Source organism: Pseudomonas sp. GL_135 (genome assembly GCF_057834665.1).
On record NZ_CM174408.1, the window covers coordinates 1754031 to 1776743 of the forward strand.

Below are 22713 nucleotides of genomic sequence, written 5' to 3' on the forward strand. Positions count from 1 at the left end.
ATCTCCAGGCAAATAACGGCAGCGGGCGGCATATTGCCACCACGATGCGCACCTTGATACAAGAACTTACGCCTGGCTAAGCGGACGCGGCCTGGCCTTGCCCGACGTCGAGCCGCGGCTGTCATAAAGCGTGGGCGTGTCGCCGCCGTTGAGAATCCTCAACTGCTGTGCCGTGGTGAGTTGCTGGAGCTGGATAAGGCTGCCGTTCTGTTCATTGGCCGCCTGGCATTCACTCATCAGTGCGCTGAGTTCATCGCCTGCGGTCAACAAGGCTTCACCCACTGACGAATGTTTCGCCACTTCTTCAAGCCCCGCACGATTGGCGGGCAGACCCAGGCTGGTCATCAGCTGGGTACGTCGGCGTCCATGCTGCTCGAGCACGATCACCAGCGCCTGTTTCTGCGCCAGGATGTGTTCCATCTCGACCATATTGCGCCCATGAAGGGCCACTGATTCGGCCTTCAGGATGTCCAGCAAATGCCGGGTTGGCGCAATGTCGTCCGTGATCAGTTGAAGCAATGTAGTGTCTTGCATCGCATGCCCTGGTGTTTAAGCGTCCAGAAGCCCCTGCGCAGACCGGGGGCTAGCGCTGGGCTTCGAAGTTAAGCAGTTTGCTTGCAACACGATTGCTGTCGACCTTATAGCTGCCGTCGGCGATTGCCTGCTTCAACTCGGCCACACGGGCGCTGTTGACGACTGGCTGATCACGCAACGAATCACTGATCTTCTGCAACTGTTGAGCTTCGCTGCTCAAATGTACTGCCTCACCACTGCCCGGCACGCTGGAAGTGCCGCTGACCGCCGCCGTAGCTTCGGTTTTGCCAGCTTCCTTGGTGCTGGCGGTACGTGTTGTACCGCTGACGGGAGTGGAGCTATTCAAACGATTGAAGTCGATGACCATGATTGAAAAACCTCTGGGTTCTAGGACGCTTGCCTTGGTTTCGGCCCGACCCGGAATAACTTTAGGGCTCGTGCGAAAACAGTCTCGAATGGACTTCGCACGGAGCACTGGGGTTCCGAGTGTAGGAAAAGCGCAAGCGCAGCGCCAGAGGTCTTACCTTCACATGTCAGTTACATAGCGACCTCAACTTGTCCGGGCGCAACGATATTGGCCTTGATCACCCGCTGGGAATTAAGGTTCTTCACCCGTATTTGCTCGTTGAAACCGCCATCGGACAGGGCTTCGCCCGGCATGCGCACGCTCATGGAACCACTGCGCGCACTGATCACCACCTGGTCGCCCTTGTGAACCATTTGCGGCTGGTCGAGGTGGACCGGGGTCAGGATCTGGTCGATGACCGTTGGTCGGACAACTTTCTGCCCGACCGCCTGATCGAGCGAATCCAGAAAACCTTGCCCCAGCAGGCTTACGTCACGTTCGCGCAGCGCCACATCGTTTTCAGTCACGATCGCGTCGCGTTTCATTGGCCGCACGCCGGTGACCACATTGCGGTAAAGATGTACTTGGGCCGGCACGAACACCGTCCACGGGGACGTGCCTTCGCAGCGCACTTTCACCGTCACGCGGCCGATGGGCTGGGCGGGGCTCTCCAGTGAGGCTGTCAAATCCTTGTCGCACAGTGGCATGCGCAGACGCGGATCCAGCTGCTTGACTTCGATTTCATAGCGGCCGGCGGTTTGATTGGTCGCCATGTAGTCTTCAACTGTGAATTCAAGAAAGCCCTGGGTCACGCCGATAAGTGTTTCAGGCAAGGTCATGTTGTCCGCGCGGCTCAGGCTGGCGGCACACAACAGACACAGCGCGACCAGCACGCAGAGAAAGCTGCGGGTTGCGGGTGCCGGGCGTCGGGATACTGTCGTTTGTGTGTTCATGATGAGTAAATAGCAAGGCCCGTGCCGCTTACCGATTCGGTAGCGCAATTGGTCGTTTTGGGAGGAGTGGTGCATGGCTGGTGTGATGGATTCAGTAAACCAGCGCACTCAACTGGTAGGGCAGAACCGCCTTGAACTTTTGCTGTTCCGGTTGGACGGCAAGCAGTTGTATGGGATCAACGTGTTCAAGGTAAAAGAGGTGCTTCAATGCCCGAAACTTACCCACATGCCCAAATCCAGTCCGATTGTGCGCGGCGTGGCAAATATTCGTGGCGGGACCATCCCGATCCTTGATCTGGCATTGGCGACCGGCGGCAAGCCGTTGAGCGACATCGCCAATTCGTTCGTGATCATCACGGAGTACAACACCAAGATTCAGGGTTTTCTGGTGCATGCGGTGGAACGCATCGTCAACATGAACTGGGAAGACATTCACCCGCCTCCCAAGGGAACCGGTCGCGACCACTACCTCACGGCGGTGACGCGTCTGGACAATCAGTTGGTGGAAATCATCGACGTCGAGAAGATCCTTGCCGAGGTAGCGCCAGTCTCCGAAAACATCTCGGTCGGCGTGGTCACTGCGGAGGTTCAGCACAAGGCGCTCTCGTTGCGCGTGTTGACGGTCGATGACTCCTCCGTGGCGCGCAAACAGGTGACGCGCTGCCTGCAGACTGTCGGCGTAGAAGTCACGGCGTTGAATGACGGTCGTCAGGCGCTCGAGTTCCTGCGCAAACTGGTAGACGAAGGCAAGAAACCGGAAGAAGAATTCTTGATGATGATCTCCGACATTGAAATGCCGGAGATGGATGGCTATACCCTCACTGCGGAGATTCGCAGCGACCCGCGCATGCAGAAGTTGCACATCGTGTTGCACACCTCGCTGTCGGGCGTGTTCAACCAGGCGATGGTCAAGAAGGTCGGCGCTGATGACTTCCTGGCCAAGTTCCGGCCGGACGATCTGGCGGCGAGAGTGGTAGATCGTATCAAGGCGGCAGATATCAGCTGAGGAGGGGTGTTCCTCCTTGCTGTTCACATGATTTGAGAGGCGGCATGTCGACAGGTAATTTGGATTTTGATCAGTTCCGGGTATTCCTGGAAAAAGCCTGTGGCATTTTGCTGGGTGAAAATAAACAGTATCTGGTCTCCAGCCGCCTTAACAAGTTGATGGAGCAGCAGTCCATCAAGTCGTTGGGTGAGCTGATCCAGCGTATCCAGACGCAGCCGCGCAGCGGGTTGCGCGAGCAGGTGGTGGATGCGATGACCACCAACGAGACGTTGTGGTTTCGCGATACGTACCCCTTCGAGGTGCTGAAGAACAAGGTGTTGCCGGAGGCGATCAAGGCCAGCCCCAACCAGCGTTTGCGGATCTGGTCGGCGGCGTGCTCGTCGGGGCAGGAACCGTATTCGCTGTCGATGTCGATCGATGAGTTCGAGCGCAACAACCCGGGGCAGTTGAAGTCGGGCGCGCAGATTGTGGCGACGGATTTGTCGGGTTTGATGTTGAACAATTGCAAGACGGGCGAGTACGACAGTCTGGCCATCGGCCGGGGTTTGTCGCCGGATCGTCTGCAGCGTTTCTTTGATCAGAAGACGCCAGGGCGCTGGACGGTGAAGGCGCCGATCAAGAGCCGTGTGGAGTTTCGTTCGTTCAATCTGTTGGACAGTTATGCGGCGTTGGGCAAGTTCGATATGGTGTTTTGTCGCAACGTGCTGATCTATTTTTCGGCGGAGGTGAAGAAGGATATTTTGTTGCGTATCCATTCGACGTTGAAGCCTGGGGGGTATCTGTTCCTTGGGGCGTCGGAGGCGTTGAACGGGTTGCCCGATCATTACCAGATGGTGCAATGCAGTCCCGGGATTATTTATCAGGCCAAGTGATTGGCTGCGTTTTCGCTTTATTAGAACCCGCTTAGGCGGGTTTTTTGTTTTGTGTTGGCGCTGAGATTGTTGGCCGCCTCTTAGCCGGAGCGGCGCTTAGAGGGGTCTGCCTAACGGCAGACATTTCGCCTTCGGCGAGTTACTTGGAAAAGCACCCCAAGTAACCAAGGGTGCTTGCTCCTGGTTGGGCTCCTCCTTCGTCGGAGTACCCTCACTCCGGTCTCGCTCCGTGGGCCCGCGCCGAACGGGCATCCATGCCCTGACGGCGCTCTCGCCGCATCCATGCGGCTCGGCCCACTGCGCGAGACCTGCGTTCAGCCTGCACCCAAGTCGCGTTTTGTGTCGCCTGAACTTCCTGCGTAGGAAGATCAAAAACAGATCAAAGGCTTCCCGGCTAAAGCCAGTCCTACAGGTATTCGCGCACGGTCAGTAGGACCGGCTTTAGCCGGGAAGGGGCCCGTTTGGTCACCATAAATTCCGTGGCTTGCGCACTGACATCTTCCCGGCTAAAGCCGGTCCCACTAAAAGCACGCGGTGTCCAGTAGGACCGGCTTCAGCCGGGAAGCTGTTGATCTTGATCTTCATGCACGGCTAGCCCAGACGACGACAATCGCGACTTGGGTGCAGGCCGAACGCAGACGACGCGGAGTGGGCCGAGCCGCATGGATGCGGCGAGAGCGCCGTCAGGACATGGATGTCCGTTCGGCGCGGGCCCACGGAGCGTCGTCGGAGTGAGGGAACCCTGAGGAACGAAGGGCCCAACCAGGAGCAAGCACCCTTGGTTACTTGGGGTGCTTTTCCAAGTAACTCGCCGAAGGCGAAACAGTCTGCCCCCAGGCAGACGCTTGTGATCTTGATCTTGATCTCACGAGCGATAGCGCAATACGGCAAAAAAACGGCACCGTGCTTGCCGCTTTCCTCCCCAGGAGCGGAAATCCCTTGCCGCTTTTCTGTCATCACCCCGCACCAACATCCCTGCAGCCCGCGAAAAACGGCACTTTCAGCAAGTGGCACGCACCTTGCTATATCTCCTGCACGTACATCTGGTCAGCCCTCAAAGGTCCCGACATGAGCATCAGTTTTGAAAACGCCCTCGGCATCCACGAAAAAGCGCTCAACTTCCGCGCCCAGCGTGCTGAAGTGCTGGCCAACAACATCACCAACGCCGACACCCCCAACTACAAGGCGCGTGACCTCGACTTCTCCAAAGTCCTGGCCGCCGAAAGCGACAAAAGCAAAAACGGCCACTTCGCCCTCGACATGACCAACAACCGTCACATCGAAGCCGAAGGCATGAGCGATGGCGAAGCCAGCCTGCTCTACCGGACCCCGTCGCAGCCGTCGCTGGACCAGAACACCGTCGACTCCCAGGTCGAAAACGCCAACTACGCCGAAAACGCCATCGGTTTTCAGGCCAGCTTCACCTTGCTCAACAGCAAATTCAAAGGGCTGGTTGCAGCCCTGCGCGGAGAGTAATCCATGTCCCTGTCCAGTGTTTTCAATATTGCCGGTAGCGGCATGAGTGCCCAGAACACCCGCCTCAACACCGTGGCCAGCAACATCGCCAACGCCGAAACCGTGTCCTCCAGCATGGACAAGACCTACCGCGCCCGCCATCCGGTGTTCGCCACGGTCTTCCAGGGTCAGGAATCCGGTGGCAGCGCCTCGCTGTTCGAAGACCAGGGTCAGGCCGGCGTCGGCGTACAGGTGTCCGGCATCGTCGAAGACGCCTCAAACCTCGAAGCACGTTACGAGCCAAATCACCCGTCAGCCGACAAGAACGGCTACGTGTATTACCCGAACGTCAACGTCGTCAACGAGATGGCCGACATGATCTCGGCCAGCCGTTCGTTCCAGACCAACGCGGAAATCATGAACACCGCGAAAACCATGATGCAGAAGGTTCTGACCCTGGGTCAGTGATAAAGGGCGAAATCCATGACGGTCTCAAACACAGACGCTACCTCGTCGTTCCTCAAAGGGCTGCAAAGCACGACCCCCGGGACCACAGGCAGCAGCACCAAATCCAGCACGAGCAGCCTCACCGGGTCCAGCTCGCTGGGCAAGGATTCATTCCTGCAGTTGCTGGTCACGCAGATGCAGAACCAGAACCCGCTCGATCCTCAGGACAACAGCGAGTTCGTGGCGCAGTTGGCCCAGTTCAGCAGCCTGGAAACGATGCAGAACCTGAGCACCTCGGTCGACTCGATCAGCACCATGTACCAGTCGTCCCAGGCGTTGCAGGCCTCGTCGCTGGTCGGCCGTTCGGTGACCGTGGACGCAGGGTCGACCTACGTCGACACCAGCAAGGCCATGACCGGTTCCGTGGTGCTGCCATCGTCCAGCTCCGACACGACGGTGAAGATTTACGACAGCACCGGCACGAACGTCGTGCGCACCATCGACCTGGGCACACAGAAGGCGGGTACCACAGCCTTCAGCTGGGATGGCAAGGACGACAGCGGCGCGGCGGTGGAGGCGGGCAACTACAGCTTCGTCGCCAACGGCAAGCTGGACGGTAAAGGCACTCAGCTGAGCACCTACCTGCCAGCGACAGTGAACAGCGTGACCATGGGCACAACGGGCTCTGACATGACGTTGAACCTCGCCGGCGGCACCCAGGTGGCACTGGCAAATATCAAGCAAATCGGAATTTAGAGCCGACTAGACGGCGCAGGAGTTAATCATGTCTTTCAATGTTGGTCTTAGTGGGCTCTACGCAGCAAACAAAAGTCTGGACGTCACCGGCAACAACATTGCCAACGTCGCGACCACCGGCTTCAAATCTTCCCGTGCGGAGTTTGCTGACCAGTACGCCCAATCGATTCGCGGCACCTCCGGTGGCACCAACACCGGCAGCGGCGTCTCCACCGCCGCTGTGTCGCAGCAGTTCACTCAGGGCACCCTGAACACCGGTACCGGCCGCAGTCTGGACCTGGCGATCAACGGCAACGGCTTCTTCATGCTGAGCAACAACGGCGAGAAGCTGTACACCCGTGCGGGCGCTTTTCACACCGACACCGAAGGCTACGTCATCAACGAAGCCGGCAACAACCTGCAGGGCTACAGCGTTGACGGCCAGGGCAATGTTGCCACCGGCGTGCTGAGCAACCTGCGTGTCGACTCCTCGAACCTGGCGCCGAAAAGTACCGGTGTCATCACAGTCGCCTCCAACCTGAATTCCTCGTCCACCTCGCCGACGGTTCCGACCTTCTCGCCATCGGACACCAACAGCTACACCACGACCTACAGCACGCCGCTGTATGACAGTCAGGGCAACCAGCACACCCTGGACCAGTATTTTTCGAAGACGGGCACCAATACCTGGACCATGTACAGCCTGGTCGACGGCCGCAGCATCAACGATCCAACGTCTACCAAAGCTGACGCCACAGCCGTGACCTTCGATTCGTCGGGTGGCTTGATCACCAGCGGCGCCGGCGGCCCGGATACCACCAACTCGCCCAACGTGAGCGTGGGCACGGACGGGATCTTCTCTATCAACAACTGGGTGCCGGCTGCCAAGACCACTGTCGGCAGCACCACCACCTGGTCGAGCAATGGCGCGGCCGCGAATGCGGGCGGGATCAAGCTCAACATGCTGGCCACCACCCAGACCAACGCAGTGTCCGGTGCAATCAGCAAGACTCAGGACGGTTACGCCACCGGCCAGATCACGGCCATGAACATCGACGCCACCGGCAACATGTTCGCGACCTACACCAATGGTCAGTCGAAGGTGATCGGCCAAGTGTCGTTGACCAACTTCGCCAACGTGCAGGGTCTGGCACCGGCAGGCGGCACCAACTGGCGCGAGTCGTCCGCGTCGGGCATTCCGGTCACGGGCGCGCCGCAGTCGGGCACGCTGGGTTACTTGACCGGGCAGGCGCTGGAAGAATCCAACGTCGACCTGACCGGTGAGCTGGTCAACCTGATCAAGGCGCAAAGCAACTACCAGGCGAACGCCAAGACCATTTCGACGCAAAGCACCATCATGCAGACCATCATTCAGATGACCTGATAACGGTCGCTGGATACGCTCGATGAAGCCCCTCTTTGAGGGGCTTTTTTTATGCCTTTTTTTGGCAGGAAATATCGAGAGCCGTCCCACTCTACAACTGGAAACTTCCTACTTTCGTCTTTGCGAGAATCAAGTTCGCTGACAAATAAATGCCATTGAGCGGCGCCATCTACGGGGCCCTTTCGATTGCATTCCTTTGCCCGCGATCTCGATGCATCGACGAACGTGTCGTTGAACAACGACTCAGGGAGTGTTCATGTCATTCAACACAGCGGTTTCTGGTTTGCATGCGGCGCACAAGCGCATGGAAGTGGCCGGCAACAACATCGCCAACGTCCACACCTCCGGTTTCAAATCTTCGCGCGCCGAGTTCTCGGCGGTCTATTCCTCATCGATGCTCGGCGGCAGTCGTACGGCCGCAGGTGACGGCGTTCAACTGGCCAACGTTTCGCAGAACTTTGCGCCCGGCGGGGTCATCACCAGCGAGGGCAGGGCGCTCGACATGCGCATTCAGGGCCGCGGTTTTTTTGTCATGAGTGACGCCGGTTCCATCAGCTACGGCCGGTCAGGGGCCTTTATCAAGGATGCGCAGAATTTTGTCGTCGACGCCCACGGCAGCCGCTTGCAGGGCTATGGGGTGACGGACGACGGGAAGGTGATCAGCGGCGTTCGCACGGATCTGAAGATTGACGCCGCCGGCATGTCGCCCAAAGCCACCGGCAAGATGGAGCAGACCCTCAACCTGAACGCGGCGTCGGCGTCACTCGGCGCCATCCCGCGCTTCGACCCCGGCGACCCGACCACGTACACCCGGGTCACGGGGCGCCTGATCCAGGACGCCGGCGTTCCGCCAACGGATCACGAGCTCAAGCACTATTTCGTCAAGACCGAAGACAAGAACTGGACGTCCTACCTTCTCATCGACGGCGTCAATCCGCTGGACCCCACCAGTACCGCGCCGCTGGAGATCGGTTTGCAGGTGTCTGCGGCCGGCAGACTCTCTGTCACCGGCGCGACGGCGGCGGTGAAGATGATTTCCGACACCGAGTTGTCCCTGCAGACATGGCGCCCGGCGGTCAATGTCAACGGCACCTGGACCGCCAGCCCCGCGCCCTCTCCGGGACCGATCTCACTGCCGCTGCTGGACGGCGGCCTGCCCGTCCTTGACCCGGCCGACCCGCTCATGCCGCGGCCTGTACCGGTGTTCGATCCTGCGGACATCAGTACCTACACCAAGGCGTTCACCTACGGCGTGTTCGACAGCCTGGGCATGCGCCACGAGATGACCCAGTACTTTGTCAAAGACGGCAGCAACAGCTGGAAGATGCATACGCTGATCGACGGGCGCAACCCGCAGGACCCGGCCAGCACGGCGCCGTCGACGGCGAGCATGCTGTTCGACTCCGGTGGCTCGCTGCAGTCGCTGACAGGCAGCCAGTGGCTGACCGCCGCCAACGACACCCTGACGCTCAGTGGCTGGGTGCCGGCCAAGCCTTTGGATGGAAACAAGCCAGGCGGGCGTTGGGTGGCGAACGGCGCGGTGGGGAATGCCGACGGGATTGTCATGGACTTCAACAACATCAGTCAGCACAACGCCGCCACGGGCAGCAGCAACATCGTCATTGACGGGCACACGGCAGGGCAGGCCACTCAGTTGACGGTCGACAAAAGCGGCATGCTGATGATCGGGTTCAGCAATGGCGAGCATCGCAACGTCGGCCAGGTCATGCTCGCCAGCTTCGCCAACAACCAAGGGCTGCTGCCGGTGAGCGACACGCGATGGGTCGAGACCCTGGCCTCCGGCGTCGCCAATTACGACACCCCGGGTGTCGGCACGTTGGGCAGCGTCATCGGGCACTCGCTGGAGGGCTCCAATGTCACGCTGACCAATGAGCTGGTGGAGCTGATCCAGGCGCAGACGGCCTATCAGGCGAACTCGAAAACCCTGTCCACGGAGGCGGAACTGATGCAGACGTTGATACGCGCGACCTGATGCCGGATATAACGGGAACACGAATGTGGGACCGGCTTTAGCCGGGAAGGTGGCGTGTCAGGCAACTGATTCGACATAGGCACACCGCCTTCGCGAGCAAGCTCGCTCGCACAATTAATCCCGGCAGCCTCACCGGCCTCTTCCCGGCTAAAGCCGGTCCTACCAAGCGACGCGCGCAGTCCGTGAGATTAGGCGTGAACGCGAATGTAGGACCGGCTTTAGCCGGGAAGGCGGCGTGTCAGGCGATCAATCCGTCAAAGGCGAAACGAAACAACTCAAATCGAACAATCCGACTTCACATACGCGGCGCTGATCCGTGTCCAGCCTTCGCCGGGGCTGGTCTGGGCGCAGACCGTGCGGTGAGCGCCTTGCCAGAGGAAATAGGGCGCCGGCGCTGCCCAAATGGCAAACGAGCTGGCAATCAATGTAAAGAGCAGGGCGATGCGCAGACCCATGACAGTTTTCCGTAGCGACTCAAGCGAATTCACAAAACGCTGCAAGTTTCGCACCCCATGGAAAGTTTTCTGGCGCTCGCTGCCGTGAATTTGCAGGAAACCGGCAGTCTGCTGTCGCGCGGCGCTGCAAGGAGGATCCAAGTCCGCGAAATACGACCGGAATCGTTGAAGAATCAACGCTTTGTATCACCGCTGAAAAACTGGTTCGATTATTGCTATGACCTGTTCTGTACAGCTACAGGCGGCAAGCGTCTGTCGGAGGAGGAAGACTGTGGACAAGTTGCTATACGTGGCCATGAGCGGAGCGTCGGAAAACGCCATCGCCCAAAAGGCCCATGCCAACAACCTGGCGAACGTTTCGACCAACGGGTTTCAGCGAGACCTGGAGCAGGCGCGTTCCATGCCCGTGTTCGGCGAGGTCAACCCGTCCCGGGCGTACGCCATGAGCGAACGTCCAGGCACTGACTTCAGCCAGGGCGCGATGGTCGACACCGGCCGCGAACTGGACGTCGCCGTCAAAGGCGACGGCTGGATGGCGGTGCAGACGGCTGACGGCGGCGAAGCCTACACCCGCACCTCGAGCATGAACATCGACGCCCTCGGCGTGTTGCGTGATGGCAATGGTTTGCCGGTCATGGGCAACAGCGGGCCGATTGCCGTGCCTCCGCAGCAGCAGATCGAGATCGGCGCCGACGGCACCATCAGCGTTCGCTCGCTGGGCGAGAGCCCCCAGGTCATGGCCCAAATCGACCGCATCAAGCTGGTCAAGGGCGACCAGACCACCATGGAAAAAGGCCCCGACGGCCTGATGCACACCAAAAGCGGCAGACCGGCGCAAGCCGACGCTACGGTTCAGGTTGAATCCGGGTTTCTGCAGGCCAGCAACGTCAACGCCGTCGACGAGATGACCTCGGTACTGGCCTTGTCCCGCCAATTCGAATTGCACATCAAGATGATGAAGACCGCCGAGCAGGATGACGAGTCGATGGCTCGCGTCTTGCAAATGGGCTAATGACTGACAGCTTGCGCCGATAAACAGGCGCTCGAGGAGATTCAAACATGCTTCCGGCACTCTATGTTGCTAAAACCGGTCTGGCCGCCCAGGACACCAACCTGACGACCATTTCCAACAACCTGGCCAACGTTTCGACCACCGGTTTCAAAAGCGACCGTGCGGAATTCCAGGACCTGCTCTACCAGATCAAGCGTCAGCCAGGCGCCCAGTCCACTCAGGACAGCGAGCTGCCCTCGGGCCTGCAACTGGGTACCGGTGTGCGCATCGTCGGCACCCAGAAAAACTTCACCGCCGGCAGCCTGCAGACCACCAATCAGCCGCTGGACATGGCGGTCAACGGTCGCGGTTTCTTCCAGATCCGTCAGCCTGACGGCACCCTGGCGTACACCCGTGACGGTACGTTTCACCTGGACAGCAACGGCCAGATCGTGACCTCCAATGGCTACGCCCTGGAGCCGGCGATCGTCGTTCCGCAGGACTCGCAGACCTTCACCGTCGGCGAAGACGGTACGGTTTCGGTCACCACATCGGCCAACGCCGCCACGCCGCAGATCATCGGCAACGTACAGACCGCCGACTTCATCAACCCGGCCGGCCTGCAGTCCCAGGGCGGCAACCTGTACCTGGAAACCGCTTCCAGCGGCGCGCCCCAGGTCGGTACGCCGGGCCTCAACGGTCTGGGCGTGGTCAAGCAGAACACCCTGGAAAACTCCAACGTCAGCACCGTTGAAGAACTGGTGAACATGATCACCACCCAGCGTGCCTACGAGATGAACTCCAAAGTGATCTCGACCGCTGACTCGATGCTGCAGTACGTGACCCAGAACCTGTAAGCCCTTCTTGAAACGCCTGATGTCCTGCTGCGAAACACCTGATCAATTCCAAGGGGCGCCTGAAAAGCGCCTGCTACACCGCGAGGTTTTAAGTGTCATGAAACGGCTCTCTGTATTGCGGCTTTCCCTGTTGGCAGCTCCTGTGTGCGGTATCGCGCTGCTGACCGGCTGCGTTGCGCCTGCGGCCAAACCCAATGACCCTTATTACGCGCCGGTGTTGCCGCGCACGCCGCTGCCATCAGCGGCCAGCAACGGTTCGATTTATCAGGCCGGTTTCGAACAAAACCTGTATGGCGACCGCAAAGCGTATCGGGTGGGTGACATCATCACCATCACCCTGTCCGAGCGCATGGCCGCCAGCAAGGCCGCCAGTTCCGGCATCAGCAAGACCAGTAAAACCAGCCTCGGCCTGACCTCGCTGTTTGGCGCAGGCGTGAGCACCAATAACCCGGTGGGTGGCGGCAACCTCAGCCTGGACGCCGGCTACAGCGGCGACCGCGCCACCAAGGGCGACGGCAAGGCCGCGCAAAGCAACAGCCTGACCGGCTCGATCACCGTGACCGTCGCTGACGTGATGCCCAACGGCATTCTGCTGGTGCGCGGCGAGAAGTGGATGACCCTGAACACCGGTGACGAACTGGTGCGCATCGCCGGCCTGATTCGCGCCGACGACATCGCCACTGACAACACCGTGTCGTCGACCCGTATTGCCGATGCACGCATCACTTATTCCGGTACAGGCGCGTTTGCCGATTCCAGTCAGCCAGGCTGGTTCGACCGATTCTTCCTCAGCCCGTTGTTCCCTTTCTGATAGCGGGATAGCCATGATCACGTTCAAGCAACTGATAGCGGCAGCGCTGCTGTTCACCACCGCACTGGGCGCCCACGCCGAGCGCCTGAAAGACATCGCCAGCATTTCCGGCGTACGGACCAACCAGTTGATCGGTTACGGTCTGGTGGTGGGGCTCAACGGCACGGGTGACCAGACCACCCAGACGCCGTTCACCCTGCAGACCTTCAACAACATGCTTTCGCAGTTCGGCATCAAGGTGCCGGCGGGTTCGGGCACCGTGCAGCTGAAAAACGTCGCGGCCGTGGCCGTGTACGCCGACCTGCCGCCGTTCGCCAAGCCGGGTCAGCAGATCGACATCACCGTGTCGTCCATCGGTAACTCGAAAAGCCTGCGCGGCGGTGCCTTGTTGATGACCCCGATGAAGGGGATCGACGGCAACGTCTATGCCGTGGCCCAGGGCAACCTGGTGGTCGGCGGCTTTGATGCCGAAGGCCGCGACGGCTCGAAGATCACCGTCAACGTTCCGTCTTCCGGTCGTATTCCCGGTGGCGCATCGGTTGAACGTGCCGTGCCGAGTGGCTTCAACCAGGGCAACTCCCTGACGCTGAACCTCAATCGCAACGACTTCACCACCGCCAAGCGCATCGTCGACAAGATCAACGACATGCTTGGCCCTGGCGTGGCTCAGGCGCTGGACGGCGGCTCTGTGCGGGTCACCGCGCCGCTGGACCCCAACCAGCGTGTTGATTACCTGTCGGTGCTGGAAAACCTGGAAATCGATCCGGGCCAGACCTCCGCCAAGGTCATCATCAATTCGCGCACAGGCACTATCGTCATCGGCCAGAACGTCAAGGTCTCGCCGGCAGCCGTCACCCACGGCAGCCTGACCGTGACCATCACCGAAGACCCGATCGTCAGCCAGCCGGGCGCGTTCTCCAACGGCCAGACTGCTGTGGTCCCACGTTCGAAGATCAACGCCCAGCAGGAAATGCACCCGATGTTCAAGTTCGGCCCGGGCACCACGCTGGATGAAATTGTCCGTGCGGTTAACCAGGTGGGCGCAGCGCCAGGCGACTTGATGGCGATTCTCGAAGCTCTGAAACAGGCTGGCGCGTTGCAAGCCGACCTGATTGTGATTTAAGAGGCAATCTGAATGAGCATTCCAAGCGGCGGCGTTTCTTCCGGTGATTCAGGTGCGTATACCGACCTCAATCGTCTGACGGCCATGAAAACCGGTGATCGCGACAGCGAGGGCAACCTCAAGAAAGTCGCGCAGGAATTCGAGTCGCTGTTCGTCAGCCAGATGCTCAAGGCCATGCGTTCGGCCAACGAAGTGCTGGCCAAGGACAACCCGATGAACACCGCGGCGACGCGGCAGTATCAGGACATGTACGACCAGCAACTGTCGGTGAGCATGTCCCGGGAGGGTGGCGGCATCGGTCTGCAGGACGTGCTCATGCGTCAACTGTCGAAAAACAAAGGCGCTGAAATTGCACCGGCCAGCACTGGGCTTGTCTCCGGTGGCAAAACGGAGGCGAAGGTCGAGGGCAAAGCCGACGCGCCTGCGCAAGCCGGCCTGGCCACGCGTATCGCTCAACGGCCGCTGTGGGCCAGCCGTGCGGTGACGGCTCCGGACGCCGGCGACGGCGCGGTGCATAACGACGTGGCGGCGCTCAACTCCCGTCGCCTGTCGCTGCCAAGCAAGCTGAGCGACCGCATCATGGCCGGCATCGTGCCGAATGCGTCGGGTGCCCAGGACCCTGCCGCCAGCGCCACCACGCTGAAAAACCGGATTGCCGTTTCCAATGCCGTGGCCGCCGCGAAAAGCGCAGGCTCCCAAGGCAATGGCGACTGGACGGTCGGGCCGCAGTACGCCGCGGATGCCGACGCTTATGTGCGCAGCCGCGTGCAGACGCCGCTGGCGCCGGGCAAGAGTGCGTTCGCCAACAAAGACGACTTCGTTGCCACGATGATGCCGTTGGCCAAGGACGCCGCCGCGCGCATCGGCGTCGACCCAAGCGTGCTGGTGGCACAGGCCGCTCTGGAAACCGGCTGGGGCAAATCGATCATGCGTCAGTCCGATGGCGGCAGCAGCTACAACCTGTTCGGCATCAAGGCCCAGGGCGGCTGGAAAGGGCCGGAAGCCCGTGCAATTACCAGTGAGTTCCGCGACGGCCAGATGGTCAAGGAAACGGCGGATTTCCGTGCCTACGACTCGTACGCCAGCAGTTTCCACGACCTGGTGAGCTTCCTGCAGAACAACAGTCGCTATAAAGAAACCCTGAAATCAGCCGATAGCCCGGAACAGTTTGTGAAAGAGCTGCAGAAAGCCGGATACGCAACCGACCCGTCCTATGCCAGCAAGATTTCTCAGATAGCGAAACAGATGAAGAGCTACCAGACCTACGCATCCGCCTCGGGCTCTTCCACGACTTTATAAGGTTTGAACCATGTCACTGATCTCAATCGGGCTTTCGGGACTCACCGCCAGCAGCGCAGCGATGACGACGATCGGCAACAACACTGCCAACGTCGACACGCAGGGCTACTCGCGTCAGCAAGTGATGACCACCGCCGGGGCTCAGCAGAATATCGGCGTCGGTTTCATCGGCACCGGTACGACGTTGTCCGACGTGCGCCGCATCTACAACGGCTACCTCGATAACCAATTGCAGACCAGTACCTCGCTCAACGCCGATGCCACCGCGTACCTGAGCCAGGCCAGCAAGCTCGACTCGATCCTGTCGGACAGCTCGACCGGCGTCAGCACCGTTCTGGCAAAGTTTTTCACTGACCTGGGCGCCCTCGCGTCCAAGCCGACCGACAATGCGGCCCGCACGACGTTTCTGACCAGTGCATCGGCCCTGGCCGGTCAGTTCAACACCATCTCGTCGCAGATGAAGGACCAGAACGCGAGCATCAACACCCAGCTGACCACGGCAACAGGGCAGGTGAACGCACTGGCGTCGTCCATTGCCATCCTCAACAAGCAGATCACCGAGGCCCAGTCTTCCGGCGGTCAGCCCAATACGCTGCTCGATTCGCGTACCGAAGCGGTACGCCAGTTGAATGAACTGGTGGGCGCCAAGGTCGTTGAAACCAACGGCAGCTATGACGTTTATATCGGCACCGGCCAGCCGCTGGTGACGGGCACCACCGCCAACACATTGAGCGCAGTGCCGAGCGACAGCGACCCGAGCGTGTACGCGCTGAAACTGAAATATCAGAACAACGTCGTCGATGTCTCAAGCGTGGTGACCGGCGGCTCCCTGGGCGGTCTGCTGCGGTATCGCAGTGAAGTGCTGCAGCCAGCCGCCAGCGAGCTGGGCCGTCTGGCGGTGGTCGCCTCCGATCAGATCAACAGCCAGCTCAACCAGGGTGTGGACGCCAACGGCAATTTCGGCAGCAACCTGTTCGTCAGCGTCAATGACCCGAGCCTGACCAGCCAGCGCAGCCTTGCCAACAAGACCAACGATCAGTCGTCGGGCAATTTCGCGGTGTCCATTGCCAACAGCGGCGCGCTGCAGACCAACGATTATCAGGTGACCTTCACCGATGCCAGCGGCCAGTACAGCGTCAAGCGTCTGCCGGACGGCAAGGACATGGGTTCTTACAACACCGCCGCCACCTCGGCGCCGGTCATCGACGGCTTCTCGCTGAAATTCAACGGCACCTCCACTGAGGGTGACAGCTTCAAGATCAGCCCGACCAAAACCGGCGCTGACGGCATCAAGGTGGTGATGACCGACCCGAAAGCCATCGCCTCGGCCAGTCCGCTGACCGGCAGCTCCATCGTGAGCAAAGGCTCGGGCACGTTCACCCAGCCCGTGTTGTCGACCCAGGCCGACATCTACAATCCGACGGCCACTGCCGATCTGCGCAATGCGCTCACAGCGTCGACGCCGATGCGTTTGCTCATGGGCGATGTCACCAATGGTGCTCAGAGCTACTCGCTGGTCGATGCTCAAGGTGTGGCGGTCAAAGACAAGTCCGGCAACGCGATCACCGGCTCTGTGGTTCCGGGCTCGTCCAACGACATCAGTCTGGAAGTGGGCTACACCGACTCGTCGGGTGCGGCGCAGTCGTTCAAGTTAGGGATGACCATCGCCGGCAAGCCGAACAGCGGCGACACCTACAGCATCGCCATGACCGGCGCCGGGTCCTCGGACAACCGCAACGCGGTATCGGTGGGGACCCTGCAGACCAGACAGACCCTCGACACCGCAGCGGGCAACGGCACCGGCATGAGCCTGAGCGGTGCCAACGCCAACATGATCACCACGGTGGGCAGCAAGGCCGCCCAGGCCAAGAATGACACCACGGCGACCACCGCCGTGTTGACCCAGGCCAAGACCGCACGCGACAGCGTTTCCGGTGTGTCGCTGGATGAAGAAGCCGCCAACCTGGTCAAGTATCAGCAGTACTACACCGCCTCGTCGCAGATCATCAAAGCGGCTCAAGCCATTTTCAGCACGCTGATCAACAGTCTTTAAGGAATCGTAATCCATGCGTATCTCAACGACCCAGTTTTACGAAACCAGTGCGGCGAACTACTCGCGCACCTACGCCAACGTCACCAAGACCGGCGATGAAGTGGCCAGTCAGGTCAAGCTCAACACCGCTGGCGATGACCCGGTGGGCGCCGGCCGTGTGCTGCAATTGCAGCAAATGGGCACGATGCTCAATCAGTACAAGTCCAACATCGACACCATCAACACCGGCGTCGTGCAGACCGAAACCGCGTTGACTGCCGTGACATCAGCGATTCAACGGGCGCAGGAACTGGTGCTGGCCGCGGGCAACGCGACGTTTACCGACAAGGACCGTCAGGCCAACGCAGCCGAGCTCAAAGAAGTCCAGACGCAGATTCTGGGCCTGATGAACAGCCAGGACGCCGATGGCACCTATCTGTTCTCCGGCTCCAAGGGCACCACGGCGCCCTACGCCCTCAGCACCGACGGCACCTACAGTTATCAGGGCGATCAGACCCGCAATCAGTTGGCAGTTGGCAGTGGCATCACCATGGCCAGCAACACCACTGGCTGGGATGCATTCGAGCAGGCGATCAACACCACGCGCACCTCAATGACCCTGACCTCACCGGCGGTCAATGACAACGTGATCGCGCTGTCCGGTGGCAGCGTGACCAATTCGGCTGAGTACAACACCAAATTCACCCCTGGCGAGCCCTACAGCATCTCGTTCCAGAGCGGCACGCAATTCAAGATTCTCGACAAAGACGGCACCGACGTTACGGCAGAAGCCTCGTCGGCGGGCAAGTTCACGTCCACCAGCGCCGCCAACCAGACTGTCGGTTTTCGAGGGCTTCAAATTGACCTGAACGTCAATCTGACCGATGCCCAGTACGGCAACTCGGGTCAGGCCGACACCGCCGTGGCCGGCCACACGTTCACGCTGGCGGTGTCCAACAGCACCGTGAGCACGTCGCGTCTGCCGGGCAACCCGTCGACCACGGTGGTCACCGATTCCAAGGTCACCGACCAGACCAAATTCAACGAGACGTTTCCCTCGGGCGGCGCAATCATTCGCTTCAGCAGCGCCACGGATTTTGCGCTGTACGCGGCGCCCTACGATGCTGCCACCAGCAAGCCGGTGTCGAGCGGCACCCTGACCGGCACGCCGGTGGCCAATCAGGCGGTCGCGTCAGGTGTCACGTTCACCTTCAGCGGATCACCGGTGGCCCTGGCCAGCGGCGACCAGTTCACTGCGCAGCCAGCGAGCCAGCAGAACCAGAACATCCTCAACACCCTGTCCAGCGTCATCACCGCGCTGAACGGCAAGGTCGATGGTGACCCGGTGGCCAAGCAGAAACTTCAAGCCACGCTGACGTCGACGATCGGCAACCTGACCAGCGCTGCCAACCAGATCAACGACGCGGTCAGCGACGGTGGTGCGCGTGCGAAAACAGCGACCGACCAGAGCGTGACCAACCAGAACCTGCTGGACAACGGCTCCAACGAGTCCAGCAGCATCACCGCCTCTGACCCGGTTGACGCCATTGCCCGCCTGACCCTGCAGAAAACCATGTTGCAAGCGTCACAACTGGTCTTCACCCAGCTGTCAGCGCTGAATCTGTTCAGCAAACTGTGATTGCCCCACTGGACGCGCACGCCGGTTGACCCCGGCGTTCGTGTCCGCTGAGCGTCAACCGTTATTGTCAGCGGTTAGGCCGGACCTTTGCGACAAAGGCCGGCGCCGCTCGTGAGTCTGCCCGTGAATTCAGTTCCCCTCGTCAGTATCGTCATCCCTGCCTACAACCCTCATTTTTTCCAGACGGCCCTGGCCAGCGCCTTGACCCAGAGCTACGAGCGTCTTGAAGTCATCGTTTGCGATGATTCGCGTGGCAATGAAATCAGCGACATCGTCGACAGTCTGAAAGCCCTGACCACGGTCGAACTGAGCTACGTGCGCAACCCGCAGCGCCTGGGTTTCGTCGGCAATCTGTTGAACTGCCTTTCTCAGGCCACGGGCGAGTACGTCAAGTTTCTGTGTGACGATGATCGCCTGTTTCCCGGCTGTATCACGATGCAGGCGCAGGCATTTGATGCCAATGCCGACGTCAATCTGGTGCTGGCCCAGCGCTTTCTGTGGGACGCCGACAGCATTCAGTTGCCATCCCGTCTGGAAAACACCCCGGTTGCGCCCAAGAACTCGCTGTTCCTCGGCACGGACATGCTGGCGATTTTCGAGAATTTCCCGTCCAACTTCCTGGGCAGCTTCACCAGCGCGATGTTTCGCCGCGCGGACCTTGAAGAGCTGCTACCCGCCCTGACTGGCAGCGCCCAGGGCTTCGTCGCCATGCTGGATCTGGCGCTCTACACCTGCCTGCTGCGTCGCGGCAATCTGATCGTGCTCAATCAAGTCCTGAGCGTCGAGCGTCTGCACCCGGAGCGCCTCAGTCGGCAGCAAGCCATGCGTACGGCGGCCGCCAGCGAGCTGACCTGGCTGGTGGACATGCTCAAGGCCCGCACCAGCGAGCCTCCGCCCGCCCAGGGCTGGGTGCGTTACGTTGAGCTGGAACACGCTGACCGGCTCCCGCGAGTCTGGGAAGAACTGGCGCTGAGTCGTACGCTGGGCAGCCAGCAAGCGGTGCTGCCCCTCAAAGTGGGTGTCGACAGTCAGAGCTTTGCCGAGCTGTACGCGCAGTGGCTGGCGTGCCGAACCTTCACGGATCACCAGAAAGTTCTGCTGCCAGACCGGCTGCGCCGATTGCCGATGCAGCCCAAAATCGTTGCGGTTGTCATCGACGAGCACGGCAGCAGCGCGCGACGCAACCTCACGCTGGACAGCCTGGCCGCGCAGTTCTATTCCCCGGAGCTGACGGTGATGCTCACGGGATCGGTCACCGAGCCTGAGCGGGACGAGCGCCTGTTCAAACTGCCATTGCAGGCCGATTGGGCCGAGCAGCTAAATGGCGTGCTGGCGCAACTGGAAGGGGCTGACTGGTTTTACCTGCTGCGTGCCGGTGACCGGCTGGTCGCGCCGGCCCTGCTGACGCTGGCCGATCGGATCGCCACCTCGCCCGAGCTGCGCTGCCTGTACAGCGACGAGGGCGCGTTGCGTGAGGGTGAATCGGCAGAGCCGGTGTTCAAGCCGGCGTTCAACCTGGATTTCCTGCGCAGTTACCCGTACGTCGGCCGAGCCCTTGTATTCGAGCGCCAGCGGTTCATCTCGCTGGGCGGGTTCGATGCCGGCTTTGGCGAGCTGGCGCCCCACGATGTGATCTGGCGGCTGGTCGAAAGCGAGGGCGCCGAGGTCATCGGGCATGTCGCTGATCTGCTGGTGGAAAGCCAGTTTGCGCTGGGCCAGTGGCTCGGCTCGGACGGGGTCATCGAGCAAAACCCGCGGGTGGTGCAGGCGCACTTGCAGCGCTGCGGCATTGCTCACCAGATGCGCCAGGGTAACCAGCCGCTGCTCAACCGCATCGACTACCTGCATGGGCAAGTGCCACGGGTGTCCATCATCGTCAGCCATCGCAACCAGCTGGCGGTGCTGCAGCGCTGTTTCGAAAGCTTGCTGGAGAAAACCGCGTATGCCCATTACGAGCTGCTGATTGCCGACAACGCCAGCGACAGCCCCGAGGCACTGGCCTGGCTGAAGGGGTTGGCGAGCATGGGCAGCGACAAGGTCCGCGTGCTGTACAGCGCCGAACGTCTCAGTCTGGCGGCACTGCGTAACTTTGCAGCCGGTCAGGCGCGTGGCGAGTACCTGCTGATGCTCAATCCCTACGCGGTCGTGACCCAAGGCGACTGGCTGGATGAGTTGTTGACCCACGCACAGCGCCCGGAAGTCGGTGTGGTCGGCGGCAAGCTGTTCGATGCCAATGGCGCTATCGTCCACGCCGGGGTGATCCTTGGTCTGCAGAACTCGGCAGCCACGCCTTTTTACGGTGAGTCTCTGGGGGCGTCGGGCTACATGCAACGGTTGCAAGTGGTTCAGGACTTGAGCGCGGTGGGGGGTGACTGCCTGATGGTGCGCACCTCGGTGTTCAAGCAGGTCGGCGCGCTGGACGCCGACGCGTTCGCTGACTCGTTCAGCGAAGTCGATCTGTGCCTGCGCGTGCGCCAGCACGGTTATCTCGTGGTGTGGACACCGTTCGCGGTCATGGCCCTGGGCACCGCGCCGGTCGCGGCAGCCGACGATCAGGCGCAACAGCGCCAGACCCGGGAGCTGGAAACCCTTTACCTGCGCTGGCTGCCGATCATTGCGCGGGATCCTGCGTACAACCCGAGCCTGACCCTGGACGCTTACAGTTTTCGTCTGGACCCTGGCCTGCGCACCGGCTGGTCGCCGTTTTCCGAACGCTCGCTGCCCAGCGTACTGGCGTTGCCGATGAACGCCACTGCCGTCGGCCATTACCGGGTGACCCAGCCGTTCATCGAGCTGTCGGCCGCTGACAGGATCATCGGCCAGATCGCGTATGACGCCCCGACCACGATCGAACTGGAGCGCCGCACGCCCGACGTCATTGTGTTGCAGGGCCGCTATCACGAGGCGTCGATGGAGGACACGGTGCGGCTGAAGACCTTCTCCAATGCCCGGCGCATTTTCGAGCTCGATGACTACGTGATCAGCGTGCCGAAGAAAAACGCCCACGGCCGGCACATGCCGACCAACCTGGAGGCCGTGGTCAAGCGCGGCATCAGCCTGTGCGACCGTGTCGTGGTGTCCACCCATGCGCTGGGCAACGCGCTGTCGTCCATGCACCACGACATTCGCGTGGTCCCGAACATGCTGGCACCGCACTTGTGGACCGGCCGCCGGGCCCAGCGCCGGACCTCGTTCAAACCCAGGGTCGGTTGGGGCGGCGGTACCAGCCACGGCGGCGACCTGGAGGTGATCGCCCAAGTCATCCGCGAGATGGCCGACGAGGTGGACTGGGTGTTCTTCGGCATGTGCCCGCAGGAACTGCGCCCCTATCTCAAGGAGTTCCACGCGGCGGTCAGCCTGGAGGCCTATCCGGCCAAGTTGTCCAGCCTGAACCTGGACCTGGCGCTGGCGCCGCTCGAGTACCACATTTTCAACGACTGTAAGAGCAACCTGCGGCTGCTGGAGTACGGCGCCTGTGGCTACCCGGTCATCTGCACTGACACCGAAGCGTACCGGGGCTATTTGCCCTGCACCCGTCTGACGGCCAACACCACTGAGGAGTGGCTGGAAGCGATCCGCATGCACCTGGCAGACCCGCAGGCCAGCTACCGGATGGGCGACGAGTTGCACGACGTGGTGATGCGCGACTTCATGCTGCGCGGCGACAATCTGCAGTACTGGGTCAACGGCTGGCTGGCCGACTGATAAAAACGTCAGGCGGCACCTGCCGGTGCCGCTGGCGGATTGAACCCTCTGCCAAATCAGTGACGCGTGGCCGCGT

At 60.9% G+C, this 22713-nt stretch carries 19 protein-coding genes; 15 read left to right on the plus strand and 4 right to left on the minus strand.

Features of this window, described 5'->3' with window-relative positions:
• Positions 1 to 66: 66 nt before the first annotated feature.
• The 3 genes from AC3ISG_RS07995 to flgA form a co-directional block, all read right to left on the minus strand.
• Entirely contained in the window at positions 67 to 534 is a 468-nt protein-coding gene (locus AC3ISG_RS07995; RefSeq protein WP_074893095.1) for a flagella synthesis protein FlgN, read from the minus strand.
• A gap of 49 nt (positions 535 to 583) precedes the next feature.
• A complete protein-coding gene (gene flgM / locus AC3ISG_RS08000; protein WP_122534841.1) occupies positions 584 to 901 on the minus strand; it encodes a flagellar biosynthesis anti-sigma factor FlgM in 318 nt (105 codons plus the stop codon).
• A gap of 170 nt (positions 902 to 1071) precedes the next feature.
• Positions 1072 to 1833 (minus strand): flagellar basal body P-ring formation chaperone FlgA, encoded by a 762-nt coding sequence (gene flgA / locus AC3ISG_RS08005; protein WP_122624334.1) that lies wholly within the window; start codon positions 1831 to 1833, stop codon positions 1072 to 1074.
• 73 nt (positions 1834 to 1906) lie between these two features.
• Here flgA and AC3ISG_RS08010 point away from each other — a divergent pair, with 73 nt between their 5' ends.
• The 7 genes from AC3ISG_RS08010 (at position 1907) to AC3ISG_RS08040 (ending at position 9725) form a co-directional block, all read left to right on the plus strand.
• The gene (locus tag AC3ISG_RS08010; protein ID WP_122534843.1) at positions 1907 to 2839 is read left to right on the plus strand and encodes a chemotaxis protein CheV; all 933 of its coding nucleotides are present in this window, start codon (positions 1907 to 1909) and stop codon (positions 2837 to 2839) included.
• A 44-nt stretch (positions 2840 to 2883) separates the two neighbouring features.
• On the plus strand, positions 2884 to 3711 hold the full coding sequence (gene cheR, locus AC3ISG_RS08015; protein WP_122624311.1) for a protein-glutamate O-methyltransferase CheR: 828 nt from the start codon (positions 2884 to 2886) through the stop codon (positions 3709 to 3711).
• Positions 3712 to 4779: 1068 nt separating this feature from the next.
• Positions 4780 to 5187, plus strand: a complete 408-nt coding sequence (gene flgB, locus AC3ISG_RS08020; RefSeq protein WP_074893064.1) for a flagellar basal body rod protein FlgB — start codon at positions 4780 to 4782, stop codon at positions 5185 to 5187.
• A 3-nt stretch (positions 5188 to 5190) separates the two neighbouring features.
• Complete coding sequence (gene flgC, locus AC3ISG_RS08025; RefSeq protein ID WP_489298938.1) at positions 5191 to 5634, plus strand: flagellar basal body rod protein FlgC; 444 nt, start codon at positions 5191 to 5193, stop codon at positions 5632 to 5634.
• 15 nt (positions 5635 to 5649) lie between these two features.
• The gene (locus AC3ISG_RS08030) at positions 5650 to 6369 is read left to right on the plus strand and encodes a flagellar hook assembly protein FlgD (RefSeq protein ID WP_489298939.1); all 720 of its coding nucleotides are present in this window, start codon (positions 5650 to 5652) and stop codon (positions 6367 to 6369) included.
• Positions 6370 to 6397: 28 nt separating this feature from the next.
• Complete coding sequence (gene flgE, locus AC3ISG_RS08035; RefSeq protein ID WP_122534849.1) at positions 6398 to 7732, plus strand: flagellar hook protein FlgE; 1335 nt, start codon at positions 6398 to 6400, stop codon at positions 7730 to 7732.
• 256 nt (positions 7733 to 7988) lie between these two features.
• Positions 7989 to 9725 carry a flagellar hook protein FlgE gene (locus AC3ISG_RS08040; RefSeq protein ID WP_489298940.1) on the plus strand — a complete coding sequence of 579 codons (1737 nt, stop codon included), beginning with the start codon at positions 7989 to 7991 and terminating at the stop codon, positions 9723 to 9725.
• A 275-nt stretch (positions 9726 to 10000) separates the two neighbouring features.
• Here the strand turns inward: AC3ISG_RS08040 and AC3ISG_RS08045 are convergent, their stop codons facing one another.
• Positions 10001 to 10180 (minus strand): hypothetical protein, encoded by a 180-nt coding sequence (locus AC3ISG_RS08045; protein ID WP_108122592.1) that lies wholly within the window; start codon positions 10178 to 10180, stop codon positions 10001 to 10003.
• Between the two features lie 271 nt (positions 10181 to 10451).
• On the opposite strand from AC3ISG_RS08045, the gene AC3ISG_RS08050 reads away from it, so the two are divergent.
• The 8 genes from AC3ISG_RS08050 to AC3ISG_RS08085 all read left to right on the plus strand — a co-directional run bounded on the left by AC3ISG_RS08050 (position 10452) and on the right by AC3ISG_RS08085 (position 22637).
• Positions 10452 to 11192 carry a flagellar basal body rod protein FlgF gene (locus AC3ISG_RS08050; protein WP_122534852.1) on the plus strand — a complete coding sequence of 247 codons (741 nt, stop codon included), beginning with the start codon at positions 10452 to 10454 and terminating at the stop codon, positions 11190 to 11192.
• Between the two features lie 47 nt (positions 11193 to 11239).
• On the plus strand, positions 11240 to 12028 hold the full coding sequence (flgG, locus tag AC3ISG_RS08055) for a flagellar basal-body rod protein FlgG (RefSeq protein WP_122534853.1): 789 nt from the start codon (positions 11240 to 11242) through the stop codon (positions 12026 to 12028).
• A gap of 97 nt (positions 12029 to 12125) precedes the next feature.
• Entirely contained in the window at positions 12126 to 12839 is a 714-nt protein-coding gene (gene flgH, locus AC3ISG_RS08060) for a flagellar basal body L-ring protein FlgH (protein ID WP_122534854.1), read from the plus strand.
• Positions 12840 to 12852: 13 nt separating this feature from the next.
• Complete coding sequence (locus tag AC3ISG_RS08065) at positions 12853 to 13962, plus strand: flagellar basal body P-ring protein FlgI (protein ID WP_074893047.1); 1110 nt, start codon at positions 12853 to 12855, stop codon at positions 13960 to 13962.
• A 12-nt stretch (positions 13963 to 13974) separates the two neighbouring features.
• Positions 13975 to 15261, plus strand: a complete 1287-nt coding sequence (gene flgJ / locus AC3ISG_RS08070; protein ID WP_122534855.1) for a flagellar assembly peptidoglycan hydrolase FlgJ — start codon at positions 13975 to 13977, stop codon at positions 15259 to 15261.
• A gap of 10 nt (positions 15262 to 15271) precedes the next feature.
• Positions 15272 to 17314 (plus strand): flagellar hook-associated protein FlgK, encoded by a 2043-nt coding sequence (gene flgK, locus AC3ISG_RS08075; protein ID WP_489298941.1) that lies wholly within the window; start codon positions 15272 to 15274, stop codon positions 17312 to 17314.
• 13 nt (positions 17315 to 17327) lie between these two features.
• Entirely contained in the window at positions 17328 to 18932 is a 1605-nt protein-coding gene (locus AC3ISG_RS08080; protein WP_489298942.1) for a flagellar hook-associated protein 3, read from the plus strand.
• A 123-nt stretch (positions 18933 to 19055) separates the two neighbouring features.
• Positions 19056 to 22637: a glycosyltransferase gene (locus tag AC3ISG_RS08085; protein ID WP_489298943.1), complete on the plus strand. Its 3582-nt coding sequence runs from the start codon at positions 19056 to 19058 to the stop codon at positions 22635 to 22637.
• Positions 22638 to 22713 lie beyond the last annotated feature (76 nt).

Coding starts and splice junctions, on each gene's coding strand:
- flgJ (WP_122534855.1), top strand. CDS start 13,975: ATGAGCATTCCAAGCGGCGGCGTTTCTTCCGGTGATTCAGGTGCGTAT.
- AC3ISG_RS08080 (WP_489298942.1), top strand. CDS start 17,328: ATGCGTATCTCAACGACCCAGTTTTACGAAACCAGTGCGGCGAACTAC.
- AC3ISG_RS08040 (WP_489298940.1), top strand. CDS start 7,989: ATGTCATTCAACACAGCGGTTTCTGGTTTGCATGCGGCGCACAAGCGC.
- flgC (WP_489298938.1), top strand. CDS start 5,191: ATGTCCCTGTCCAGTGTTTTCAATATTGCCGGTAGCGGCATGAGTGCC.
- AC3ISG_RS08030 (WP_489298939.1), top strand. CDS start 5,650: ATGACGGTCTCAAACACAGACGCTACCTCGTCGTTCCTCAAAGGGCTG.
- AC3ISG_RS08065 (WP_074893047.1), top strand. CDS start 12,853: ATGATCACGTTCAAGCAACTGATAGCGGCAGCGCTGCTGTTCACCACC.
- cheR (WP_122624311.1), top strand. CDS start 2,884: ATGTCGACAGGTAATTTGGATTTTGATCAGTTCCGGGTATTCCTGGAA.
- flgM (WP_122534841.1), bottom strand. CDS start 901: ATGGTCATCGACTTCAATCGTTTGAATAGCTCCACTCCCGTCAGCGGT.
- flgA (WP_122624334.1), bottom strand. CDS start 1,833: ATGAACACACAAACGACAGTATCCCGACGCCCGGCACCCGCAACCCGC.
- AC3ISG_RS07995 (WP_074893095.1), bottom strand. CDS start 534: ATGCAAGACACTACATTGCTTCAACTGATCACGGACGACATTGCGCCA.
- AC3ISG_RS08045 (WP_108122592.1), bottom strand. CDS start 10,180: ATGGGTCTGCGCATCGCCCTGCTCTTTACATTGATTGCCAGCTCGTTT.
- flgG (WP_122534853.1), top strand. CDS start 11,240: ATGCTTCCGGCACTCTATGTTGCTAAAACCGGTCTGGCCGCCCAGGAC.
- flgE (WP_122534849.1), top strand. CDS start 6,398: ATGTCTTTCAATGTTGGTCTTAGTGGGCTCTACGCAGCAAACAAAAGT.
- flgB (WP_074893064.1), top strand. CDS start 4,780: ATGAGCATCAGTTTTGAAAACGCCCTCGGCATCCACGAAAAAGCGCTC.
- flgK (WP_489298941.1), top strand. CDS start 15,272: ATGTCACTGATCTCAATCGGGCTTTCGGGACTCACCGCCAGCAGCGCA.
- AC3ISG_RS08010 (WP_122534843.1), top strand. CDS start 1,907: ATGGCTGGTGTGATGGATTCAGTAAACCAGCGCACTCAACTGGTAGGG.
- flgH (WP_122534854.1), top strand. CDS start 12,126: ATGAAACGGCTCTCTGTATTGCGGCTTTCCCTGTTGGCAGCTCCTGTG.